Origin of the sequence: Streptomyces sp. BJ20 (assembly GCF_022869105.1) — a bacterium.
Classification (GTDB): domain Bacteria; phylum Actinomycetota; class Actinomycetes; order Streptomycetales; family Streptomycetaceae; genus Streptomyces; species Streptomyces griseoincarnatus.
Map to the genome: position 1 here is coordinate 3,157,196 of NZ_CP094918.1, position 18,540 is coordinate 3,175,735.

General features: G+C 74.0%; 16 protein-coding genes. 7 read left to right on the forward strand and 9 right to left on the reverse strand.

From position 1 onward, the window contains the following. Window positions 1-4 precede the first annotated feature (4 nt). Together MTR79_RS14290 and MTR79_RS14295 are read right to left on the reverse strand one after the other, a co-directional pair. Window positions 5-634, reverse strand: a complete 630-nt coding sequence (locus tag MTR79_RS14290) for a HemK2/MTQ2 family protein methyltransferase (protein ID WP_189364608.1) — start codon at window positions 632-634, stop codon at window positions 5-7. 46 nt (window positions 635-680) lie between these two features. Then, a complete protein-coding gene (locus tag MTR79_RS14295; protein WP_086699293.1) occupies window positions 681-1,694 on the reverse strand; it encodes an iron-containing redox enzyme family protein in 1,014 nt (337 codons plus the stop codon). Window positions 1,695-1,773: 79 nt separating this feature from the next. On the opposite strand from MTR79_RS14295, the gene MTR79_RS14300 reads away from it, so the two are divergent. Beyond that, window positions 1,774-2,382, forward strand: a complete 609-nt coding sequence (locus tag MTR79_RS14300) for a flavodoxin family protein (protein ID WP_244790496.1) — start codon at window positions 1,774-1,776, stop codon at window positions 2,380-2,382. A 15-nt stretch (window positions 2,383-2,397) separates the two neighbouring features. Here the strand turns inward: MTR79_RS14300 and MTR79_RS14305 are convergent, their stop codons facing one another. Continuing rightward, the gene (locus MTR79_RS14305; RefSeq protein WP_086699290.1) at window positions 2,398-2,577 is read right to left on the reverse strand and encodes a hypothetical protein; all 180 of its coding nucleotides are present in this window, start codon (window positions 2,575-2,577) and stop codon (window positions 2,398-2,400) included. Between the two features lie 39 nt (window positions 2,578-2,616). Continuing rightward, on the reverse strand, window positions 2,617-3,627 hold the full coding sequence (locus tag MTR79_RS14310) for a Ppx/GppA family phosphatase (RefSeq protein ID WP_244790498.1): 1,011 nt from the start codon (window positions 3,625-3,627) through the stop codon (window positions 2,617-2,619). Window positions 3,628-3,774: 147 nt separating this feature from the next. Here MTR79_RS14310 and MTR79_RS14315 point away from each other — a divergent pair, with 147 nt between their 5' ends. Continuing rightward, window positions 3,775-4,113 carry a metalloregulator ArsR/SmtB family transcription factor gene (locus MTR79_RS14315; RefSeq protein ID WP_048454907.1) on the forward strand — a complete coding sequence of 113 codons (339 nt, stop codon included), beginning with the start codon at window positions 3,775-3,777 and terminating at the stop codon, window positions 4,111-4,113. Window positions 4,114-4,118: 5 nt separating this feature from the next. After that, on the forward strand, window positions 4,119-4,649 hold the full coding sequence (locus tag MTR79_RS14320) for an SRPBCC family protein (protein ID WP_244790500.1): 531 nt from the start codon (window positions 4,119-4,121) through the stop codon (window positions 4,647-4,649). Window positions 4,650-4,653: 4 nt separating this feature from the next. Here MTR79_RS14320 and MTR79_RS14325 read toward each other — a convergent pair whose 3' ends face one another. From MTR79_RS14325 to MTR79_RS14340, 4 genes are all read right to left on the reverse strand, one after another. Beyond that, window positions 4,654-7,479, reverse strand: a complete 2,826-nt coding sequence (locus MTR79_RS14325; RefSeq protein WP_189364517.1) for an NHLP bacteriocin export ABC transporter permease/ATPase subunit — start codon at window positions 7,477-7,479, stop codon at window positions 4,654-4,656. A 1-nt stretch (window position 7,480) separates the two neighbouring features. Then, entirely contained in the window at window positions 7,481-9,703 is a 2,223-nt protein-coding gene (locus MTR79_RS14330; RefSeq protein ID WP_086699283.1) for an NHLP family bacteriocin export ABC transporter peptidase/permease/ATPase subunit, read from the reverse strand. Continuing rightward, window positions 9,700-10,506 (reverse strand): HlyD family efflux transporter periplasmic adaptor subunit, encoded by an 807-nt coding sequence (locus tag MTR79_RS14335; protein WP_086699282.1) that lies wholly within the window; start codon window positions 10,504-10,506, stop codon window positions 9,700-9,702. Before MTR79_RS14335 ends, MTR79_RS14330 begins: the two co-directional genes overlap by 4 nt. A 111-nt stretch (window positions 10,507-10,617) precedes the next feature. Continuing rightward, complete coding sequence (locus MTR79_RS14340; protein ID WP_019527181.1) at window positions 10,618-10,833, reverse strand: hypothetical protein; 216 nt, start codon at window positions 10,831-10,833, stop codon at window positions 10,618-10,620. Window positions 10,834-11,405: 572 nt separating this feature from the next. Between MTR79_RS14340 and MTR79_RS14345 the strand changes: the two genes are divergently transcribed. Beyond that, entirely contained in the window at window positions 11,406-12,776 is a 1,371-nt protein-coding gene (locus MTR79_RS14345; protein ID WP_244790502.1) for a S1 family peptidase, read from the forward strand. 77 nt (window positions 12,777-12,853) lie between these two features. Here the strand turns inward: MTR79_RS14345 and MTR79_RS14350 are convergent, their stop codons facing one another. Continuing rightward, window positions 12,854-14,995 carry a SpoIIE family protein phosphatase gene (locus MTR79_RS14350; protein ID WP_244793165.1) on the reverse strand — a complete coding sequence of 714 codons (2,142 nt, stop codon included), beginning with the start codon at window positions 14,993-14,995 and terminating at the stop codon, window positions 12,854-12,856. 300 nt (window positions 14,996-15,295) lie between these two features. Here MTR79_RS14350 and MTR79_RS14355 point away from each other — a divergent pair, with 300 nt between their 5' ends. From MTR79_RS14355 to MTR79_RS14365, 3 genes are all read left to right on the forward strand, one after another. Continuing rightward, complete coding sequence (locus MTR79_RS14355) at window positions 15,296-17,743, forward strand: SpoIIE family protein phosphatase (protein ID WP_244790504.1); 2,448 nt, start codon at window positions 15,296-15,298, stop codon at window positions 17,741-17,743. A gap of 84 nt (window positions 17,744-17,827) precedes the next feature. Beyond that, window positions 17,828-18,247, forward strand: coding sequence for a CBS domain-containing protein (locus MTR79_RS14360; RefSeq protein ID WP_086699278.1), 420 nt, complete (start codon window positions 17,828-17,830; stop codon window positions 18,245-18,247). 95 nt (window positions 18,248-18,342) lie between these two features. Then, the gene (locus MTR79_RS14365) at window positions 18,343-18,522 is read left to right on the forward strand and encodes a hypothetical protein (protein ID WP_086699276.1); all 180 of its coding nucleotides are present in this window, start codon (window positions 18,343-18,345) and stop codon (window positions 18,520-18,522) included. Window positions 18,523-18,540: the final 18 nt, after the last annotated feature.

Below are 18,540 nucleotides of genomic sequence, written 5' to 3' on the forward strand. Positions count from 1 at the left end.
GGGATCAGACGGGCTGTTCGGCACGGACGACCACCAGTTCCTCGTCGTTCTCGTCCGGGGACAGCAGCCCGCGCTCCCGCAGCCACGCCACCCGAGTCCGCAGCACCGGGCCGAAGGCGATCCGCTGCCGCTGCGTCACCGCCGATTTCAGCCCCGCGGACCGCAGACAGTCCACGGTCGCACCGGGGTCGCTGAGCGCCGACTGCACCAGCAGCAGCACCCCGCCCGGCCGCAATAGACCCGGCGCCTCATGGCAGATCCGGTCGAGCACGAGCCGCCCGTCGCCGCCCGCGTCCCAGGCGCGGGCCGGGCCGCGCGGCGGCCGGTGCGCCCTGGGGGCGGGCACGTACGGGGGGTTGGCGAGGACCAGGTCGAACGACCGTCCCCGCACGGGTTCGAACAGGTTGCCGCGGACGACCTCGAGCGGGAGACCGGCCCGCAGCGCGTTCAGCCGGGCCGCGTACACGGCCCGCCGTGACACGTCGACCGCGGTCACCCGGGCGCCGCGCCGGGCGGCCGTCAGGGCCAGGGCACCGGAACCGGTGCCGACGTCGAGGACGGCCGCGCCCGGCTCCACCGGCTCGTCGGCCAGGGCCGCCGCCAGCAGCGCGGTGTCCTCCTGCGGGGCGTACACGCCCGGGAGTACCAGACTTTTCACGGGCGGCCGAGTACCCCGTTGCTCAAGAGCCATGGGTGACCTCCTGCGACAGGGGAGTGCGCAGCGCGGAGCGGCCCTCGCCCCAGTCGGCGAGCAGCCGGTCGCCGAGCCGGTCCTCCGTGAACACCGTGGCCGCCACGCCGAAGGCGACGTCCGGCGCCAGCTCCGGCTCGTCCTCCAGCAGACCACCTATGACGTCCTTGCGGACCACCTGCTCGTGCACCGCGTCCGCCTCCACGTGCTCGTCGTAGAAGTGCTCGGCGGCGGGACCCGCGCCCGTGCGGCGCATGGCCTCGGCCAGACGCCGGGACCCCGGCGAGGACGTGATCTCGACCGTCGCGAAGTGGCCCACCAGAGCGCCCCGCAGCGTGCGGTGCAGCCCGAACAGCGACATCAGGTTCACCGTGACCAGCGCCTCCGCGCAGGCCGCGTCCAGATGGCGGCCGTACGTGGTGTCCAGGCCCAGGTCCGTCATCAGGTCGGCCCACAGCCGGGCGTGCACCCGGTCGGCGCGCCCGCCGCCGTACTCGTCGAACTCGACGGCCGCCATCGCCGCCTTGGCCCGGCCGCGCAGCCGCGGCAGCACCCAGGCGTGCGGGTCGGCCTCCTTCAGGTGGTACAGGGAGCGCAGGGCCGCGTACTCGCGCAGCTGCCACAGCTCGCCCTTGTCGCGCAGGAAGTGGCTGACGCCCGTGCCGTCCACCGGCTCGACCAGGATCCCGGCCAGTGCGTCGTCCACACTGTCGTGGCGCGGGGCGTCCTCACGGAGCGCGGCGAGGAAGCGCCGCTCCATGGCGGCCCGTGTCCGCAGCAGGTCCGGGTCCCACTCCAGGGTGGGCGCCACGTCCGCGAAGCCGCGGTAGTGCAGTTCGTAGCAGAGGTAGAGGGCCAGCTGGAGGTCCTCGCCGTACACCGGGGCGGCGGCGACCTCCGCCTCGGAGGGCAGCGGGCCGGCGCCCCGCAGATACGTCGTCACGGCGCGGCTGAGCGGCCCGCGCGGGGCGGGCAGCAGAGGTTCGTCTCGGGGGTCGTCCATGGGCCCCGAGTACCCGTACGGCGGACGGAAACGCCCGGCGGCGTGGCGGGGGCGCGTGTGCGGGGTACCCCATGACCCCATGAAGGCATTGGTGATCAACTGCACGCTCAAGAAGTCGCCGGAGACCTCCAACACCGAGGCGCTGTTCCGGACCGTCACCGAGCAGCTGGAGCGGGAGGGCGTCGAGGTCGGCGTCGTCCGCGCCGTGGACCTGGACATCGCCCCCGGCGTGGTCAGCGAGGCCGTGCACGACGGCGACGACTGGCCCGGGGTGCACGAGAAGCTGCTCGCGTCCGAGATCCTCGTGATGGCCTCGCCGACGTGGCTGGGCCAGCCGTCCTCGGTGGCCAAGCGCGTCCTGGAGCGCATGGAGGGCTTGATGTCCGAGACCGACGACGACGGACGCCCGGTCGCCTACAACCGGGTCGCCGGCGTCGTCGTCACCGGCAACGAGGACGGCGCCCACCATGTGATCAGCCAGATCACCGGCGGGCTCCAGGACATCGGCTACACCATCCCCGGCCAGGCGTGGACGTACTGGAACCAGGGCCCGGGACCCGGCCCCAGCTTCCTGGAGGGCGGCAGCGGCCACGACTGGTCCCGCAGTACGGGCCGTGCGATGGCCGCGAACCTGCTGGGCGTCGCCCGCGCCCTCGCCGCCCGCCCCCTCGGGGCGCCGCCGCAGTAGGGCGCGGGCGTCCGGCTACTCGCCCTCCGACTCCTCCTGCGCCTGGGTGTTCGGCGTGATCGCCTCTCCCGCCTCGCCGTGGTGGCGGCGGTCCTCGTCGGACTCCTGGGCGCGGCGCTCGGCCTCCTCCACCTCGCGCAGCACCTCGTCGAGGGCCGAATCGGACGGCTTCGGGGTCTCGTCGTGCTCGGACAACGGGGTCTCCTCACCTCGTGCTGATCGTGTTCGTACCGCTCAGTGCCGGGCGGCGGCGATGCGCAGCGGCACCGGGCCCGCGCCGTCCGACTCCTTCTCGCTGCGCCGGGCGATCTCCGCCCACCAGGCCGGGCCGTCCTCCACATGGCGCAGCAGCACCCCCTCGCGCAGGGCCCAGGGGCAGATCGTCACCGTCGCCAGGCCGGTCAGCTTCATCGCGGTGTGCGCCACCACGGCGCCCGCCAGGCTCTGCGTCGCGCGGGGCGCGGAGATGCCGGGCAGCCGGGCGCGTTCGGCGGCGGGCAGGGCGGCCAGCCGGTCGACCGCCCCGCGCAGGTCGGCGGCCGACAGCACCCGCTCCACGAACGGGCCGTGCCGTCCGGGCGCGGCCCCGCACAGCCGGCCGAGCTGCTGGAAGGTACGGGAGGTGGCCACCGCCGTGCGCGGGCCCTCCCAGCGGATCCGGGCCGCCGCGTCGCGCAGCTGGTGACGCACCCGCCGGCGCAGGGCGCGCACCCGGTCCGGCGAGGGCGGGTCCTCGTCCGCGAAGTACTCATGGGTCAGCCGCGCCGCGCCCAGCGGCAGCGAGGCGGCGAAGTCGGGCAGCCTGCCGCGACCGAAGGCGACCTCCAGGGAGCCGCCGCCGATGTCCAGCACGGCCAGCGGACCGCAGCGCCAGCCCATCCAGCGGCGCGCGGCGAGGAAGGTCAGCTCCGCCTCGACCTCGCCGGGCAGCGTGCACAGGTCGACGCCGGTCCGCTCCCGCACCGTGCGCAGCACCTCGTGCCGGTTCGGGGCCCCGCGCACCACGGCCGTGGCGAAGGCCAGGGGACCGGCGGCACCCCACCGCGTGGCGGCCCGGTCCGCCGCCGCGACGGCGTCCACCAGGTCCTCCATGGCGCGGTCCGGCACCGGTCCGCCGGGCGTGACCTGCTCGGACAGCCGCAGCCGCCACTTGGCGGTGTGGACGGGCAGGGGCGCACCGCCCTCCGTGTCCGACACGACGAGCCGGACGGTCTTCGACCCGACATCCACCACGCTGGTCCGCATGGCCCGTGGGTACCCACTTCCCGCCCCGGCCAACGGGCGGCCCGCACGGAAGGGCGGATACGAGCCATGGCCGGGTACGCGGGGGCCTTCCTTCCCGATAGCTTTCATTCCTTGACAGGAATATAACCACGGAGGAATATGGGGTCCATGTCCGACGCCGCCCTCTGGGCCGCCCTCGCCGACCCGCACCGGCGGGCCGTCGTCGCGCTGCTGCGGACCGGCCCACGGACCGTGGGGGAGATCGCGCAGGCGTGCGAGCTGAGCCAGCCCAGCGCCTCCAAGCACCTCAAGGTGCTGCGCGAGGCCGGCCTGGTCCGGGTCCGCCAGGAGGCGCAGCGCCGCGTGCACACCCTCGACCCCGCCCCGCTCGCCGCCCTCGACGCCTGGCTGGCGCCGTACCGGAAGCTGTGGGGCGAGAGCCTCGACGCGCTGGGCCGCCGCCTGGACACGCGGCCGGACACCACCGAACCGACCTCGAAGGACTGATCGCCATGGCCGCCGAGCCCACCGGCACGTTCCTCACCCTGGACGACGGCCGCCCCGCCGTCCGCTTCGTCCGCGAGTACGACCACCCCGTCGACCGGGTCTGGAGGTTCGTCACCGACGCCGACGAACTCGTCCACTGGTTCCCCTCGCGCGCCGACATCGACCTGCGTCCCGGCGGCGCCGTCGTCTTCAGCGGCGACCCCGCCCTGGAGGACTCCACCGGCCGGGTCGTCGCCGTCGATCCGCCCAGCCACCTCTCCTTCACCTGGGAGGAGGACGAAATCCACTTCGACCTGGAGGAACTGGGGGAGAAGCGCACCCGCTTCACCCTCACCAACGTGCTGGGAGCCGAGAACACCGCCGCCCGCAACAGCGCCGGCTGGGACGTGTGCCTCTCCGCGCTGGACGCGTGGGCGCGCGGCGAGCGCTTCGAGGGACCGCACGCCGGCCCGGAGGCGCCCGCCCGGGCGCTGTACGAGGCCTACGTGGCGGCCGGGACGCCCTCGGGGGCGCCGTACCCGGGCGCGGGCGCCTGACGGCTCAGGCGAGCTGCCGGCGCACCAGCTCGTGCAGGCGCCCCTGTGTGTCGGCGAGCAGCTCGGCGGGCGTGCCCTGCTGGACCACCTTGCCGGCCTCCATCACCACCACCCGGTCCGCGTCCAGCACCGTCGACAGGCGGTGCGCGATGACGATGCGGGTCGCCCGCAGCGCCTTGGTGCTCTCGATGACCGTGCGCTGCGTCTCGTTGTCCAGGGCGCTGGTCGCCTCGTCGAAGAAGAGGATCCGTGGACGGCGGATCAGCGCCTGGGCGATCATCAGCCGCTGCCGCTGGCCGCCCGAGACAGCCCCGCTGCCGGACACGATGGTGTGCAGCCCCATCGGCATCCGCCGGATGTCCTCGGCCAGCCCCGCCATCTCCGCAGCCGCCATCGCCTCCTCCGGCGTGTACGGCTCGCTCCCGCAGATCACGTCCAGGATCGACCCGGTGAACGGCTGGGCGTGCTGGAGCACCACACCGCACTGGCGGCGCACCGCCGACTGGTCGAGCGCCGCCAGGTCCTGACCGTCGTACAGCACGCTGCCGGACTGCGGGCGGTCGAAGCCGATGAGCAGCCGCAGCAGCGTCGACTTGCCGCAGCCGCTCGGGCCGACCACCGCCACGAACTCGCCAGGCCGTGCCTCGAAGGACACGTCGTCCAGCACCAGCGGGCCGTCGTCGGAGTAGCGGAACGACACCCGCCGCGCCTCGATCGCACCGGTCAGCGGCCCCGGCCGGGTGCTCGCCGCGCGCACCTCGGGCGTCGCGTCCAGCACCGGCCGGATCTGCTCGAACAGCGGCAGGGCGGCGACCGCCGAGACGAACGAGCCGGTCAGCTGGGTCACCGACGTCAGCACCATCGTCACCGACGTGTTGAAGGTGAGGAACTCCGCCGCCGTCATCGACCCGCGCGCCGGACCCGCCAGCAGCATGAACATCCCCAGCGTGCACAGCGGCAGATACACCGCGCCCAGCACCGCCGTCAGATTCCTGATCCGCCCGGCCTTCTGCTGGAGCTCACGGCTGCGCGCGAACTGCGACGCCCAGGCCGCGTACGCGTAGTTCTCCGCCGCCGCCACGCGCAGCTTCGGGAGCCCGCGCAGCGTCTGGAACGCCTGGTTGTTCAGCTTGTTGGCAAGCACCACCAACCGTCGCTGCCAGCGCACCTGCCACAGCCCAAGACCCAGGAACACGCCCGCGATCACCACCAGCATGCCCATCGCGGCCAGCGCCATCGGCACGCTGAACCACAGCAGCAGCGCCAGGTTCACCGCGCCCACCGTGACCGACTGGGTCACCGTGGGCCCGACACCGGCCAGCATCCGGCGGATGGCGCTGATGCCCATCGCCGCGCTCGCCAGCTCACCCGTGGACCGCTCCGTGAAGAACCGGGTCGGCAGCCGGAGCAGCCTGTCCCACACCGCCGGCTGGAGCGTGGCCTCCACCCGGCCCTCCAGCCGCAGCAGCGTGAGGTTCTGCAGCAGCATGAACGCGGCCGCGACCACACTGCTGAGGATCACCGCCAGACACACCTGCACGATGAGGTCCGTCCGGGCCTTCGGCACGTACTCGCCGAGCACCCGGCCCGTCGCCAGCGGCACCAGCGCCCCGAGCGCCACCGTCACCAGACCGCTCAGCAGCAGCCCCGTCAGGTCGCCCCGGGTGCCGCCCATGCAGAACCGCATCAGCCGCAGCGGGCTCAGCCGCCGCTCGGGCAGCGGACGGTAGAACATCACCGCGCGCGGCTCGAACTCCTCGGCGTTCGCCTTCTCCACCGGGGTCTCCCGGCCCGTCGACGGATGAACGGCCACATAGCCGCCGCGCCGCCACACCAGCGCCACCGGCGCCCCCGACAGGGCGCGGTGACCCACCAGCGGCCCCACGTCGTCGCGCCACCACCGGCCCTCAAGACGCACCACCCGGGTGCGCAGCCGCGAGGCCAGCGCCACCTGCTCCACCGGATCCAGCCGGTCGGCGCCGGTGCCGGACCGGGCCGGCGAGGCCAGCGTGATCCCCGCCGCCCGCGCCACCAGCTCGCAGGCCGCGTACGTGGCGTCCGCGTCCGCGGCCGTCGTGCGCTGCCCCGACCGCTTGCCGATCGACGCGAGCAGCGTCCGGTCGGCGTGCGCCCGCACCGCCTCGCCGGCCGCGATGCCCTGCGCGGTGCGCGACTCGTGCGTCTCCTCCAGCTGCTCGATCCACCGGTCCAGCGTGGTCATCAGCCGGTACTGCTGGTCGACCATGCTCTGCCACAGTGACGGATCCATCAGCAGATCGGCCGCGGCCTCCGCGCCGTACACGGAGCCGTACTGCACGCTGCCCGGGGGCACCTGCATCCAGAACACGTCGTCGTCGGTGGGCGCCGCCGCCCGCTCCGTCGCCATCGGCGCCTGGAACAGCACGGCGAGGCTGCGGCCCACGCCCAGCGCGAGCGCGTACTCCAGCGGACTCGTCGTCGGCGGCACGTACTGCGGGTTGCCGTACTCGTCGTAGGACCAGGTCTGGGTGTGGGCCTCCTGGTACAGCTCACGCAGCGCGATGCGGTGCACCACGCAGTCCCGCAGCGGCCGCGCCACCAGCGTGTGCGCCGGGCCCGCCACCGGGCCCGGCACCAGCGAGCCCGCCTCCAGACGGCCCAGGTGGTGCCAGTGCCCCTGCTGCTCCGCGTCCACCGCGAACAGGTCCACGGCGCCGGACGCGATCAGCCACAGCACCTGCGGCCCCTCCAGGTCCAGCCGCCCGAACCCGGAGCAGTCGATCGGGGCGCCCAGCGCGCCGAGCGCGCCCAGGACGACGTCGCCGCCCCGCCCCTCCTGCACGGCAGTCATCTCATCGCTCCCTGACCAGCGCCGCGTACGCGCCGCCGCGCGCCACCAGCTCCTCGTGCCGTCCGCGCTCCACGACCGTGCCCTGGTCCAGCACGACGATCTCGTCGCTGTCGCGGACCGTGGACAGCCGGTGCGCGATCACCACGCACGCGCAGCCGCGGCGGCGCAGGTTGTCCATCACCACCAGCTCCGTCTCGGCGTCCAGCGCGCTGGTGACCTCGTCGAGCACCAGGATGCTCGGCCGGCGCACCAGCGCCCGCGCGATCTCCAGACGCTGGCGCTGACCGCCGGAGAAGTTCCGGCCGTCCTGCTCGACCGGGCTGTGGATGCCGCCCGGACGGCGCACGATCACGTCGTACAGCGCCGCGTCCTTCAGCGCCTCGACCACCGCCTCGTCGGGGATGGACGGGTCCCACAGCGCCACGTTGTCCCGCACCGTCCCCTCGAACAGGAACACGTCCTGGTCGACGAAGGAGACGGACGCGGCCAGCGCCCCGCGCGGGATGTCCTCGATGCGCTGCCCGTCGATCCGGATCACGCCCTCCCACGGCGTGTACAGCCCCGAGATCAGCCGCGACACGGTCGACTTGCCGCTGCCCGAGCCGCCCACCAGCGCCACCTGCTGGCCCGGACCGACCGTCAGGTCGAAGCCGGTCAGCAGCGGCTTGTCCAGCGGGTTGTAGCCGAAGGTCAGGTTCTGCAGCTCCACATGCCCGTGCAGCCGCCGGGTCGACTCACCGGCGCCCGGACGCCCGTACAGCGGGTCCGCCCGGAAGTTCTCGACGTCCTTCAGCCGGGCCACGTCGGCGGCGAAGTCCTGGATGCGGCCCGCCACCCCGTTCAGCCGGGTCAGCGGCGCCGTGAACCGGGCGACCAACGCCTGGAAGGCGACCAGCAGACCGACCGAGATGTGCCCCTCGACCGCCCGCATGCCGCCGATCCACAGGATCAGCGCGCTGTTCAGCGTGGCCAGCGTCGGCGCGACGATGCCCAGCCACGCGCTCGGCACCCCGAGCCGCTGCTGCTCCTCCAGCGTGGTGGCGTGCTGCCCGGCCCACTTGCGGAAGTAGCCGTCCTCGCCGCCGGTGGCCTTCAGCGTCTCGATCAGCTGGAGCCCCGTGTACGCGGTGTTGGTGAGCCGCGCCGTGTCCGCGCGCAGCTTCGCCGTCCGGGTGGCGCGCAGCCGGATCACGATCCGCATCGCCAGGATGTTCAGCAGCGCCACCCCGATGCCCACGAACGTGAGCTGCGGGTCGTACGTGTACAGCAGCACCGCGTACAGCACCACCACGACCGCGTCGACGCCGGCCGCCGACAGATCACGGGCCAGAGTCTCGGCCACCGCGTCGTTGGACTGGAGGCGTTGCACCAGGTCGGCGGGGCTGCGCTGGGAGAAGAACGTCACCGGCAGCCGCAGCAGATGACGCAGGAAACGCGCGCTGGACAGCGTGGACGAGATCAGCCGGCCGCGCAGCAGGTTCGCCTGCTGGAGCCAGGTCAGCAGCAGCGTCAGCAGGACGCAGGCGCCCATCGACGCGAACAGCACGTCCAGCATCGACGTCTGCTGCCCGATCAGGAACTCGTCGATGTAGGTACGGCTGAGGCCGGGCAGCGCCGCGCCCACCGCCACCAGCAGCAGACTGGTCAGCACCACGGCGGGCATGGTGCCCGCGGTACCGCGCAGCCGCGCCGGCATCGCGCCGAGCACGCCCGGCCTGCGGCCGCCCCGGGTGAAGTCCTCGCCGGGTTCCATCACCAGCACCACGCCGGTGAAGCTGCCGTCGAACTCCTCCAGCGGCACGAACCGGCGGCCTTTGGCGGGGTCGTTGACGTAGACCCCGCGACGGCCGAGGCGGCGGCCCATGCCGTCGTAGACGACGTAGTGGTTGAACTCCCAGAACAGGATGGCCGGCGCCGTCACCTCGGCGAGGGCGGCCAGGTCCATCTGCATGCCCTTGGCGGTCAGCCCGTAACTGCGGGCCGCCTTCAGCAGGTTGCTGGCGCGCGAGCCGTCCCGCGAGACGCCGCACGCGATGCGCAGCTCCTCCAGCGGGACGTGACGGCCGTAGTGGCCCAGCACCATCGCGAGCGAGGCGGCGCCGCACTCCACGGCCTCCATCTGGAGCACGGTGGGCGTACGGACCGTCCTGACCCTGGACGTGGGCACCTTGCGGCGCGGCGGTGCGGCGCGGCGTCTGCCGCGGGTCTCCTGTGCGGTGCTCACGGCAGCAGCCAATCCACGGGACGCCGGTCGGACAGCCGGATGGAACCGGTCGCCAGGGTCATCGACGTCAGCTCGAACGGCGGGCCGTCGGCCGAGGACCACGCGTAGCCGCTCTCCGTGCTGTCGGAGCGCTTCAGCTTCACGGTGACCGCCACGGGCCTGCCGCCCCGGGTGAACTCCTCGCCGAGCTGGGTGTCGCCGAGGAACGCGGCGATCTGGCGTGGGGACTGCGCGGAGCGGTCCACCTCCGTCACCTCGCCGCGCAGCACGCCGTACTCCTGGCTCGGCACCGACTGCACCGTCAGGTCGACGGAGGCGTGCGCGGGAATGCCGGCGGCCTTCTGCGCGGGCACGTACACCGTCGCGTACAGCGGGGCCTTCGCGCGGCTCACCTTCTCCACCGCGGCGACGTCCGCGCCGGTCGCGATGATCTGCCCGGCGCCGGCGGCGAGCGCGGTGATCCGGCCCGCCTGAAGGGTACGCACCACCTCGTCCCCCTCCGGGGTACGGACCCTGAGCACGGGGGAGCCGGCCGGCAGCCGCTCGCCCTCGCGCGCGAGCACGGCGGTGACCTGACCGGCGACGGGGCTCTGCAGGATGTAACTGCCCTGCCCGTACGTGAGGATGGCGGGCGCCTGGACCGTGGAGGTGACCGAGCCGGTCAGCGCCCACACGGACGCGGCGGCCATCGCGATCACGGTGACGGACAGCACCAGCCAGCCCTGCGGGCGGGCGAAACGCACCGGGAGGTCGAGATCCTCCGGCGACTGGAGCCTGGCGAGGGCCTGTTGGCGGAATTGCACGGGTCTTCCCTCACCTGGGTGAACTGTGCGACGTGACGGAAGGACTGCGGACGCACCACAGAGTCCCGGAGCCGGGGTACGGCTCCGGGACTCGGCGGAACGAGGGCGCGATCAGAGACCGGCGACCAGGTTGGTGACCGGGGCCGTGTTCAGGCCGGTGACACCCTCGACGGTGCCGACGGCCGTGTCGACCAGGCCGGAAACCGGGGCGATGCCGTCCAGGGCGCCGGTGAGGGTGTTCACGGCGTTGACGGACAGACCGCCGGAGACGGCGTCGAGCTCGGCGTCGGCGATCTCGACGGTCTCGACCTGGGGGGTGGAGTTCATGATGGAACTTCCCTTCGTATGGACTTTCACAAGGGGGGAGCGGCCCCCCTCTGGGGACAGATGAAGGCCGCGACCGCGGGCGCTCCGAGCGCCCGTCGCCGGGAGCCCGGAACGGCCTTGCGGTGCGATGGATCAAAGCACGCGGCAACCGGCCGCTTCCAATCCCTCACACGCCCCACCAGGCAACTTGCGCCCAGGAGGCACCCAACCGTGCAGACGAGGGCACGGCTCGGCGGCGACTTCTTCACATGGGCCACGGCATCGACGCATCCGGCCGCTTGCGCCCCCGGTGCCGGAAAGCGACACACCGGCCGCAAAGGCGTGTCCCGGATGCGCGGCCTGTGAACGGACGGCGGGTCAGGTGACCGGGTTGGGCATTCGCTGTGCAGATTCGCCGAAGCCGGGATTCGACCGGGGGTCGGACACCGAGCGTCCCCGTCCGGTGGCGGACGGTGAGGATCCGCTCCGCGTTGAACACCCCTCAACTCCCTTGCGTACCAACGACCGTCCAGGCGCCCCGAACAGCCGTCGGACGGCGGCACGACTCCGGTCCCCCCAGGAGGTCGAGAAGTTTGAGTCACAAGCGAATCCCGAAGCGCAAGGCCGCGATGGCGGTGGGAGGTGTGGTGGCCCTCGGCGCCGCCGCGATCCTGCTCCCCAACGCCAACGCGTCCCAGGACGGCGCGTCGGACGGCGTCGCGGCCGCGCCGAAGACACTGAAGGCGGGCGACGCCTCGGACCTCGCCACCCGGCTCGCCGGAACGCTCGGCGACGCCTACGCGGGCGCCTGGTACGACGGCGAGGACAAGCAGCTCGTCGTCAACGTGGTGCGCGGCGAGAACACCATGGCCCTCAAGGTCCGCAGCGCGGGCGCGGAGGTCCGCTGGGTCGACAACAGCATGACCGAACTCGAGGCCGGAGCAGGGACGTTGAAGTCGGAGGCGACGATCCCGGGCACCTCCTGGGCGGTCGACCCGCGCACCAACAAGATCCTCGTCACCGCGGACAGCACGGTCACCGGCGACAAGTGGGACCAGCTGGAGTCCACCGTCGAGAACCTCGGCTCCGGCATGGCCACCCTCAAGAAGTCCGCGGGCACCTTCCGCACCTTCGCGTCCGGCGGCGACGCCATCTTCGCGGGCGGGGCGCGCTGTTCGCTCGGCTTCAACGTCACAGCGGGCGACGGCAGCCCGGCGTTCCTCACCGCCGGACACTGCGCCGCCGCCGGCGACCAGTGGTCCGACCAGCAGGGCGGCGAACCGATCGCCACGGTCGATCAGGCGCTGTTCCCCGGCGCGGGCGACTTCGCGCTCCTCACCTACGACGACCCGGCCACCGAGGCCCCGAGCGAGGTGAACGTCGGCGGCCAGACGGTGCCGGTCGTCCAGGCCGCCGAGGCCACCGTCGGACAGCAGGTGTTCCGCATGGGCAGTACCACCGGCCTCGCCGACGGCCAGGTGCTCGGCCTGAACGCCACCGTGAACTACCCCGAGGGCACGGTCACCGGGCTCATCCAGACCGACGTGTGCGCGGAGCCCGGCGACAGCGGCGGCTCCCTCTTCACCCAGGACGGTCTGGCCATCGGTCTGACCTCCGGTGGCAGCGGTGACTGCACGGTGGGCGGCGAGACGTTCTTCCAGCCCGTCACCACCGCCCTCGAGGCCGTCGGCGCGACCCTCGGCGACGGCGGTGCGGGCGCCGGCGGCCAGGCGGGCGGCCAGGAGCAGGGCGCGGGCCAGGACGTCGGCGACGGTGAGGCGGGCGCGGACGACCAGGCGGGCGCCGGTGACGAGGCCGGCGCCGGTGAACAGGCGGACGGCCAGGACGCCGGCACCGGACAGGACGGCGCGGGCGGACAGGACGGCGCGGGCGGACAGGACGGGACCGGTACGGGCTCCGGCCGTCACTCCGGTCAGGACTCCGGGCTGTCCCGGACGCACTGACCCGCGCGCGTCGGAACCGTGTGCCTGAGGCGCCCCGGCCGTGTGCGGGCCGGGGCGTCTCCGCGCCGCGGGGCCGGTCAGCGCGGCAGGGACCTCAGCAGCAGCACCGCCGTGTCGTCCAGCCGGTCCGCCGAGTGCGGGCCGTGCCGCACCAGCGCCTCCGCCAGCTCGTCCAGCCGCAGGTCGCCGAGCTCGGTGAGCCGGCCGCACAGCTCGGCGAGGGCGTCCTCCAGGTCGACGCCCGGCGACTCCACCAGACCGTCCGTGTACAGGACGAGCAGTGAACCGGGCGGCAGCGCCACCTCCGTCGAGGGATAGGCCGCCGTGCCGTCGATGCCCAGCAGCGGCCCGCCAGCCAGGTCGAGGACCCGCACCCGCCCGTCGGGACGGCGCAGCAGCGGCGGCGGATGCCCCGCCCGCGCCATCACGGCCCGCCCGCGCACCGCGTCGAGCCGCAGATACAGACAGCTCGCGAACAGCTCCGCGCCCAGGTCCAGCAGCAGCCGGTTGGTGCTGCGCATCACCTCGTCCGGCGCCTGTCCCACCGCCGTGTACGCCCGCACCGCCGTACGGACCTGGCCCATCAGCCCGGCCGCCGTCACGTTGTGCCCCTGCACGTCCCCGATCACCGCCGCCGCCACCCCGTCGGTCGGCACCAGGTCGTAGAAGTCGCCGCCGATCTCCATGCCCCGGGTGGCGGGCAGATACCGGGCGGCGGCCTCGATCCCCTCCAGCGCCGGCAGGGTGCTCGGCAGCAGCGCCTCCTGAAGCCCGTGCGCCAGCCGGTGCTTCACGTCGTAGAGCATCGCCCGCTCCAGCGCCTGGGCGATCAGACCCGCCAGACTCGTCAGCACCGCCCGCTCCTCCGTCGCGAACCGGTGCGGCGCCCCGTACGACAGCACACACGTCCCCACCGGGCGGCCCGAGGCGATCAGCGGCAGGTACGCCCACGCCGAGAACTCCGACGGATGCGTCTGCAGCGCCGGGTACAGCCGCTCCAGGTCCCCCCGCGACTCGAAGAAGGCGGGCACCCCGGTGCGCAGCACCTGACCGCCCGGCGTCGGCTCGGACAGCGGCAGCCCGTCGAACCGCTCCACCACCAGCGGGTCCGCGTACCCGCGGTGCCCGAGCACACGCAGCCGGCCCGCGCGGGAGCCGAGGACCACCAGCCCCTGGCCGCCCACCGCCGGGACGATCTCGTCCGCGACCAGCTGCACCACGTCCTGCACCCCGACCGCCTCGGTCAGCGCCCCGGCCAGACCGAGCACCTGCGTGATGGTCACCAGCCGGTCCGTGCCCGCACCCGCCTGCGGCGGCGCCGCGCGGTTCATCTCCGTCACCGCGCGGGCCCGGCTGATCCGCATGCTGATACCGGTCGTGCTCGGGTACAGCCGGAAGGACAGCCAGGTGTCGGGCGGCCGCAGCGCCACGAACGACGTGACGTCCTGGCTGAACAGCGCCGCCCGGTACCGGTCCTCGTACACCGGGTCGTTCAGCCACGGCACCGCCGCCCACAGATGCGCGCCCGGCAGCCGGTCCGGCGCCACGCCGAGCAGGTCGGACGCGGCGGCGTTGGCGAACGCGACCCGCCCGTGCAGATCGAGCGAGCACAGCCCGTACGGCAGCCGGGACACCATCCGGGCCGCCTCCACCGTGCCCAGCGAGCCGGCCACCCCGCCCACCACCGGCGCGGCCAGCAGGTCCGGCTCGTGGGCGAGGCTCAGACTGTGCTCGGCGGCCCGCTCAAGCCGCACCGCGAGCCGGTCGCAGGCGGCGGTGAGATGCTCACGCTCCCGGTCCGACAGCTCCGGGGGGTGCGAGCCCGGCCAGGTGACGAAGACCGCGCCGTACGTCTTCGCCGGCGTCGCCACCGGGAGCGCGGCCAGGGAGAAGGGGTAGGGGAGGACCATGGCGATCCGGGGGTAGTGACGGGCCATCTCCTCGCCGCCGCCCACCCACACCAGCCGCCGTTCGCGCACCGCGTCGGAGACGGGGATCGGCGCGCTCAGCCCGACCCGCTCCCACGGTGCGGCGAAGGCGCGGGGCAGCCCCGCCATCACGGCCATCTCCAGCACGGGCTGGTCGGGGGAGAGGAGATACACGGCGCCGGAGTGGGCGTGCACCTCGTCCATCAGCGCGGCCAGCGTCAGCGACAGCAGCGGACGGCCCACGGGGGCGTGCGACCGCGCGGACGCCTGTCCTTCGGACACGCCGACCACCTCCTCGCGCCCCGCACCCAATCTCCCCTGCGGGAGGGCGTCCCGCACGGCGAGCGGGACGCCCCGGGCGCGCATCTGTGCGGATACCCCGTTGCGTCGCGGTAAGGCGAGCTCAGCCCCTCCGGCGTTCGAGGCGCGGGGTCCGGGGCGGAGCCCCGCGGACGTCCGGGTGGCCCGGGCCACGCACCGTCGCGGGCGCGCGCACCGCGAGCCGGGCGCGTACCCCGCGTGAGCACCGGCGCGGCCCTGCCGCGTGCCGTTCGCGCACAGGGGCTGCGCTTGTGTCCTATTAGCGCTGTAATGGCCAACGTGGTCGGTGAGGGCGCTGCGGGACGCAGCACGAGAACGCCGCGCGCCGAAGGCGCACTGAGCGCGCTCGCGGCCGACCCTCACGCGACCGACCGGCTGCGCCGCATCCTGGAACAGGCCCTCGTCTTCGCCGGGGCCGCCTTCGCCGGCTTCTACAGCCTCGGCGAGGACGGCGAGCTGCTGTGCCTGGCGGAGACCGCGGGGGTGCCGCGCACGCTGTGCGGGGTGCGCGACTGCTACTCCGCCGCCGGCCGCTCCCCGGTCGCCGAGGCGCACCGGGGACACACGGTGTATCTCGGCCCGAGGGACCTGGCCGCCCAGTCCCAGTCGCGCCGCACGCCCCGCCGCGAGTTCCACCTCGCCGCCCTGCCCGTGCGCCACGACGGCGGCGGCTGTCTGCTCGCGGTGAGCGAGCGGCCCGGCGGGTTCGACGCCGACGACCGGGCGTGCCTCGCCCTCGTCGCGGACGCCGTCGCCTTCCCCGCGCCGCCCGTCACCGCCGAGGGCGCGGACCTGCCGCCGGGCGGCTTCAGCCTCGCCATGGACACCGGCCGGCTCCGGGTGCACGACGACGTCCTCGACCTGTTCGGACTCGACCCGGACGACTTCGACGGGCGGGTGGAGACCCTGCTGGGCCTGGCCGTCCCCGAGGACCTGCCCTCGCTGATGTCCGTGGTGGAGGCCGACCACATGACGATCGGCGACCGCGAGCTGGAGTTCCGGGTGCTCCAGCCCGCCGGTCCGCCCCGGTGGCTGCGGCTGCGCGGCCGGCTGGAGCACGGCGGCGAGGGACGTCCGGCCCGTCTCGTCGGCACTGTCGCCGACGCCTCCTCGCTGCGCGCCGACGTCACCGACGTGGCCCGGGTGCAGCGCCTGGCCGCAGCCCTGTCCACCGCCGTCACCGTGCGGGACGTCGGCAAGGCCGTGGTGGCCGCGCTGCGCCGCCCGCTGCGCGCCGACCGGATCGCGCTCGCCGAGCTGGAGAGCGACCGGCTCGTCGTCACGGTCCTGGACCCGCCCGAGCCGGAGGCCTGGCCGGAGGTGTGGCGGTCGGAGTGGCGCACCGAGTGGCCCGACGCGCCCGTGCGCACCATGCCGACCCTGGCCGCAGCGCTGCGCGAGGGCCGCCTCGCGACATGGCCGGCCGGCTCCCCGCTGGAGCCGGCCCTCGCCGAGGTCGGTCCCGGCGGTCTCGCCGTGCTGCCGCTGCCCGCAGGCAACCGCATGGCCGGCGCCTGCCTCGTCGGCTGGGACGCCCCGCACGACATCGGCGCGGACGAGCGCACCCTGCTCACCGCCGCCGCGAACCTGGCCGGGCAGGCCCTGACACGGGCCCGTGCCCTCGACGCCGAGCACGAACTGGTCGGCATGCTCCAGCGCCAGCTGCTGCCGCGCCGCCTGCCCCGGCTGCCGGGCGCGGTGGCCGTCGCCCGCTACCTGCCCAGCACCGCCGGACTGGAACTCGGCGGCGACTGGTACGACGTCATCCCGCTGCCCGACAACCACGTGGCCCTCGTCATCGGCGACGTGCAGGGCCACAGCGCCGGCGCCGCCACCCTCATGGGACAGATGCGCACCGCCCTGCGGGCCTACGCCGTCGAGGGCCACCCGCCGGACGTGGTGGTCTCGCACGCCAACCGGCTCCTCGTCGACCTGGAGACCGATCTCTTCGCCACGTGCTGCTACGTCGACGTCGACATGGAGGCGGGCAGCGCCTGGTGCGTACGCGCCGGGCATCTGCCGCCGGTGCTGCGCCATCCGGACGGGCGCACCGAGATCGCGGAGGCGGAGGGCGGCCCGCCGCTCGGGGTGGTGCGGCAGTGCGACTTCCCCATGAGCCCGCTGCGGCTCCAGCCCGGCACGCTGGTCGCCCTCACCACGGACGGTCTGGTGGAGTCGCCCGACTCCGACATCGACACGGGCATGGAGCGGTTCGCCCGGCAGGTGGCCGCCGCCGACCCGGCCGACCTCGGGCCCGTCGCGGACGCGCTGCTCGGCAAGGCGCTCCGCAGCGACGACGTCGCACTGCTGCTGATGCGTTACGACGGCATGGACACCCGTCCGCTGCGGGAGAGCTGGACGGTGTGGCGGGTGCCGCAGGCGGTCGGTCACGCCCGCCGCTTCACCCGGCGCACCCTGCGCTCCTGGAGCGTCACCGAGGAGATCGACGCGCCGCTGCTCGCCGTGTCCGAGCTGGTCACCAACGCCCTGGTGCACACCGACGGCAAGGTCCGTCTCGACCTCACCCTGATCGGGGACCGGCTGCGCCTCGCGGTCGCGGACGCCTCGCCGCGCTCGCCGGTCAGGCCGACCAGCATCGGCTGGGAGGCCACCGGGGGCCGCGGCATCCTCCTCGTCGAGGCGGTGTCGGCGGCCTGGGGCACCCTGCCGGTCAGCGGCGGGAAACAGGTATGGGCGGAGTTCACCGTGCGGCGCTGACGGTGCCGCCCGCCGCGTGACGGGTACCCGCCCCCTCATCGGTCCGGCCGGGGAAGCCGGACCAGCCGAGGGAAGGAAAGCGACATGGCCCAGTACGTCCGCGACATCATGACCGCCGCGCCGGTGACCGTCGGACCGCACACCTCCGTGGCACAGGTCGCCCGCATCATGAGGGACCGCGACCTCGGCGCCGTGCTGGTCACCGACGACGGAAGGCTGCGGGGACTGGTCACCGACCGGGACCTCGTGGTGCGCCCGCTCGCCGAGGGCGTCGACCCCGAGGAGACCACCGTGGCCCGCGCGTGCAGCGAGGAACTGGTGACCGTACGGCCCGACGACACGCTGGACCTCGCGGTGCGGGCGATGCGTGAACACGCCGTGCGGCGTGTCCCCGTGGTCGAGGACGAACACGCCGTCGGTGTCCTGTCGTTGGGGGACGTCGCCCTGGAACGCGACCCGGAGTCGGCCCTCGGCGACATCAGCGTCGCCCGTCCCAACGCGTGAACTGCCCGTGTCGGTCATGCGGAGGTGGGGTGTTTGACCCGTACGGCACCGGGGGACCCGGCCCGCCGGTGACCGCAGAAGGAAGATGATGTGACGTGATCACGGAGAAGACGGACAAGCCCCGGACACGGCGTCCGGAGACCGGCTGGGCGCGCGCACGGCGCCTGCGGGATCAGGAACCGCTGCGGACCTGCCTCCCCGCGGTCGACCGGGGCCCCGTGCCGGCCGCCCCGGCCGGCTGGGTTGAGGGGAACATCGTGCGCGGCGAGGACTGACTCCCGCCGTCACCGGGC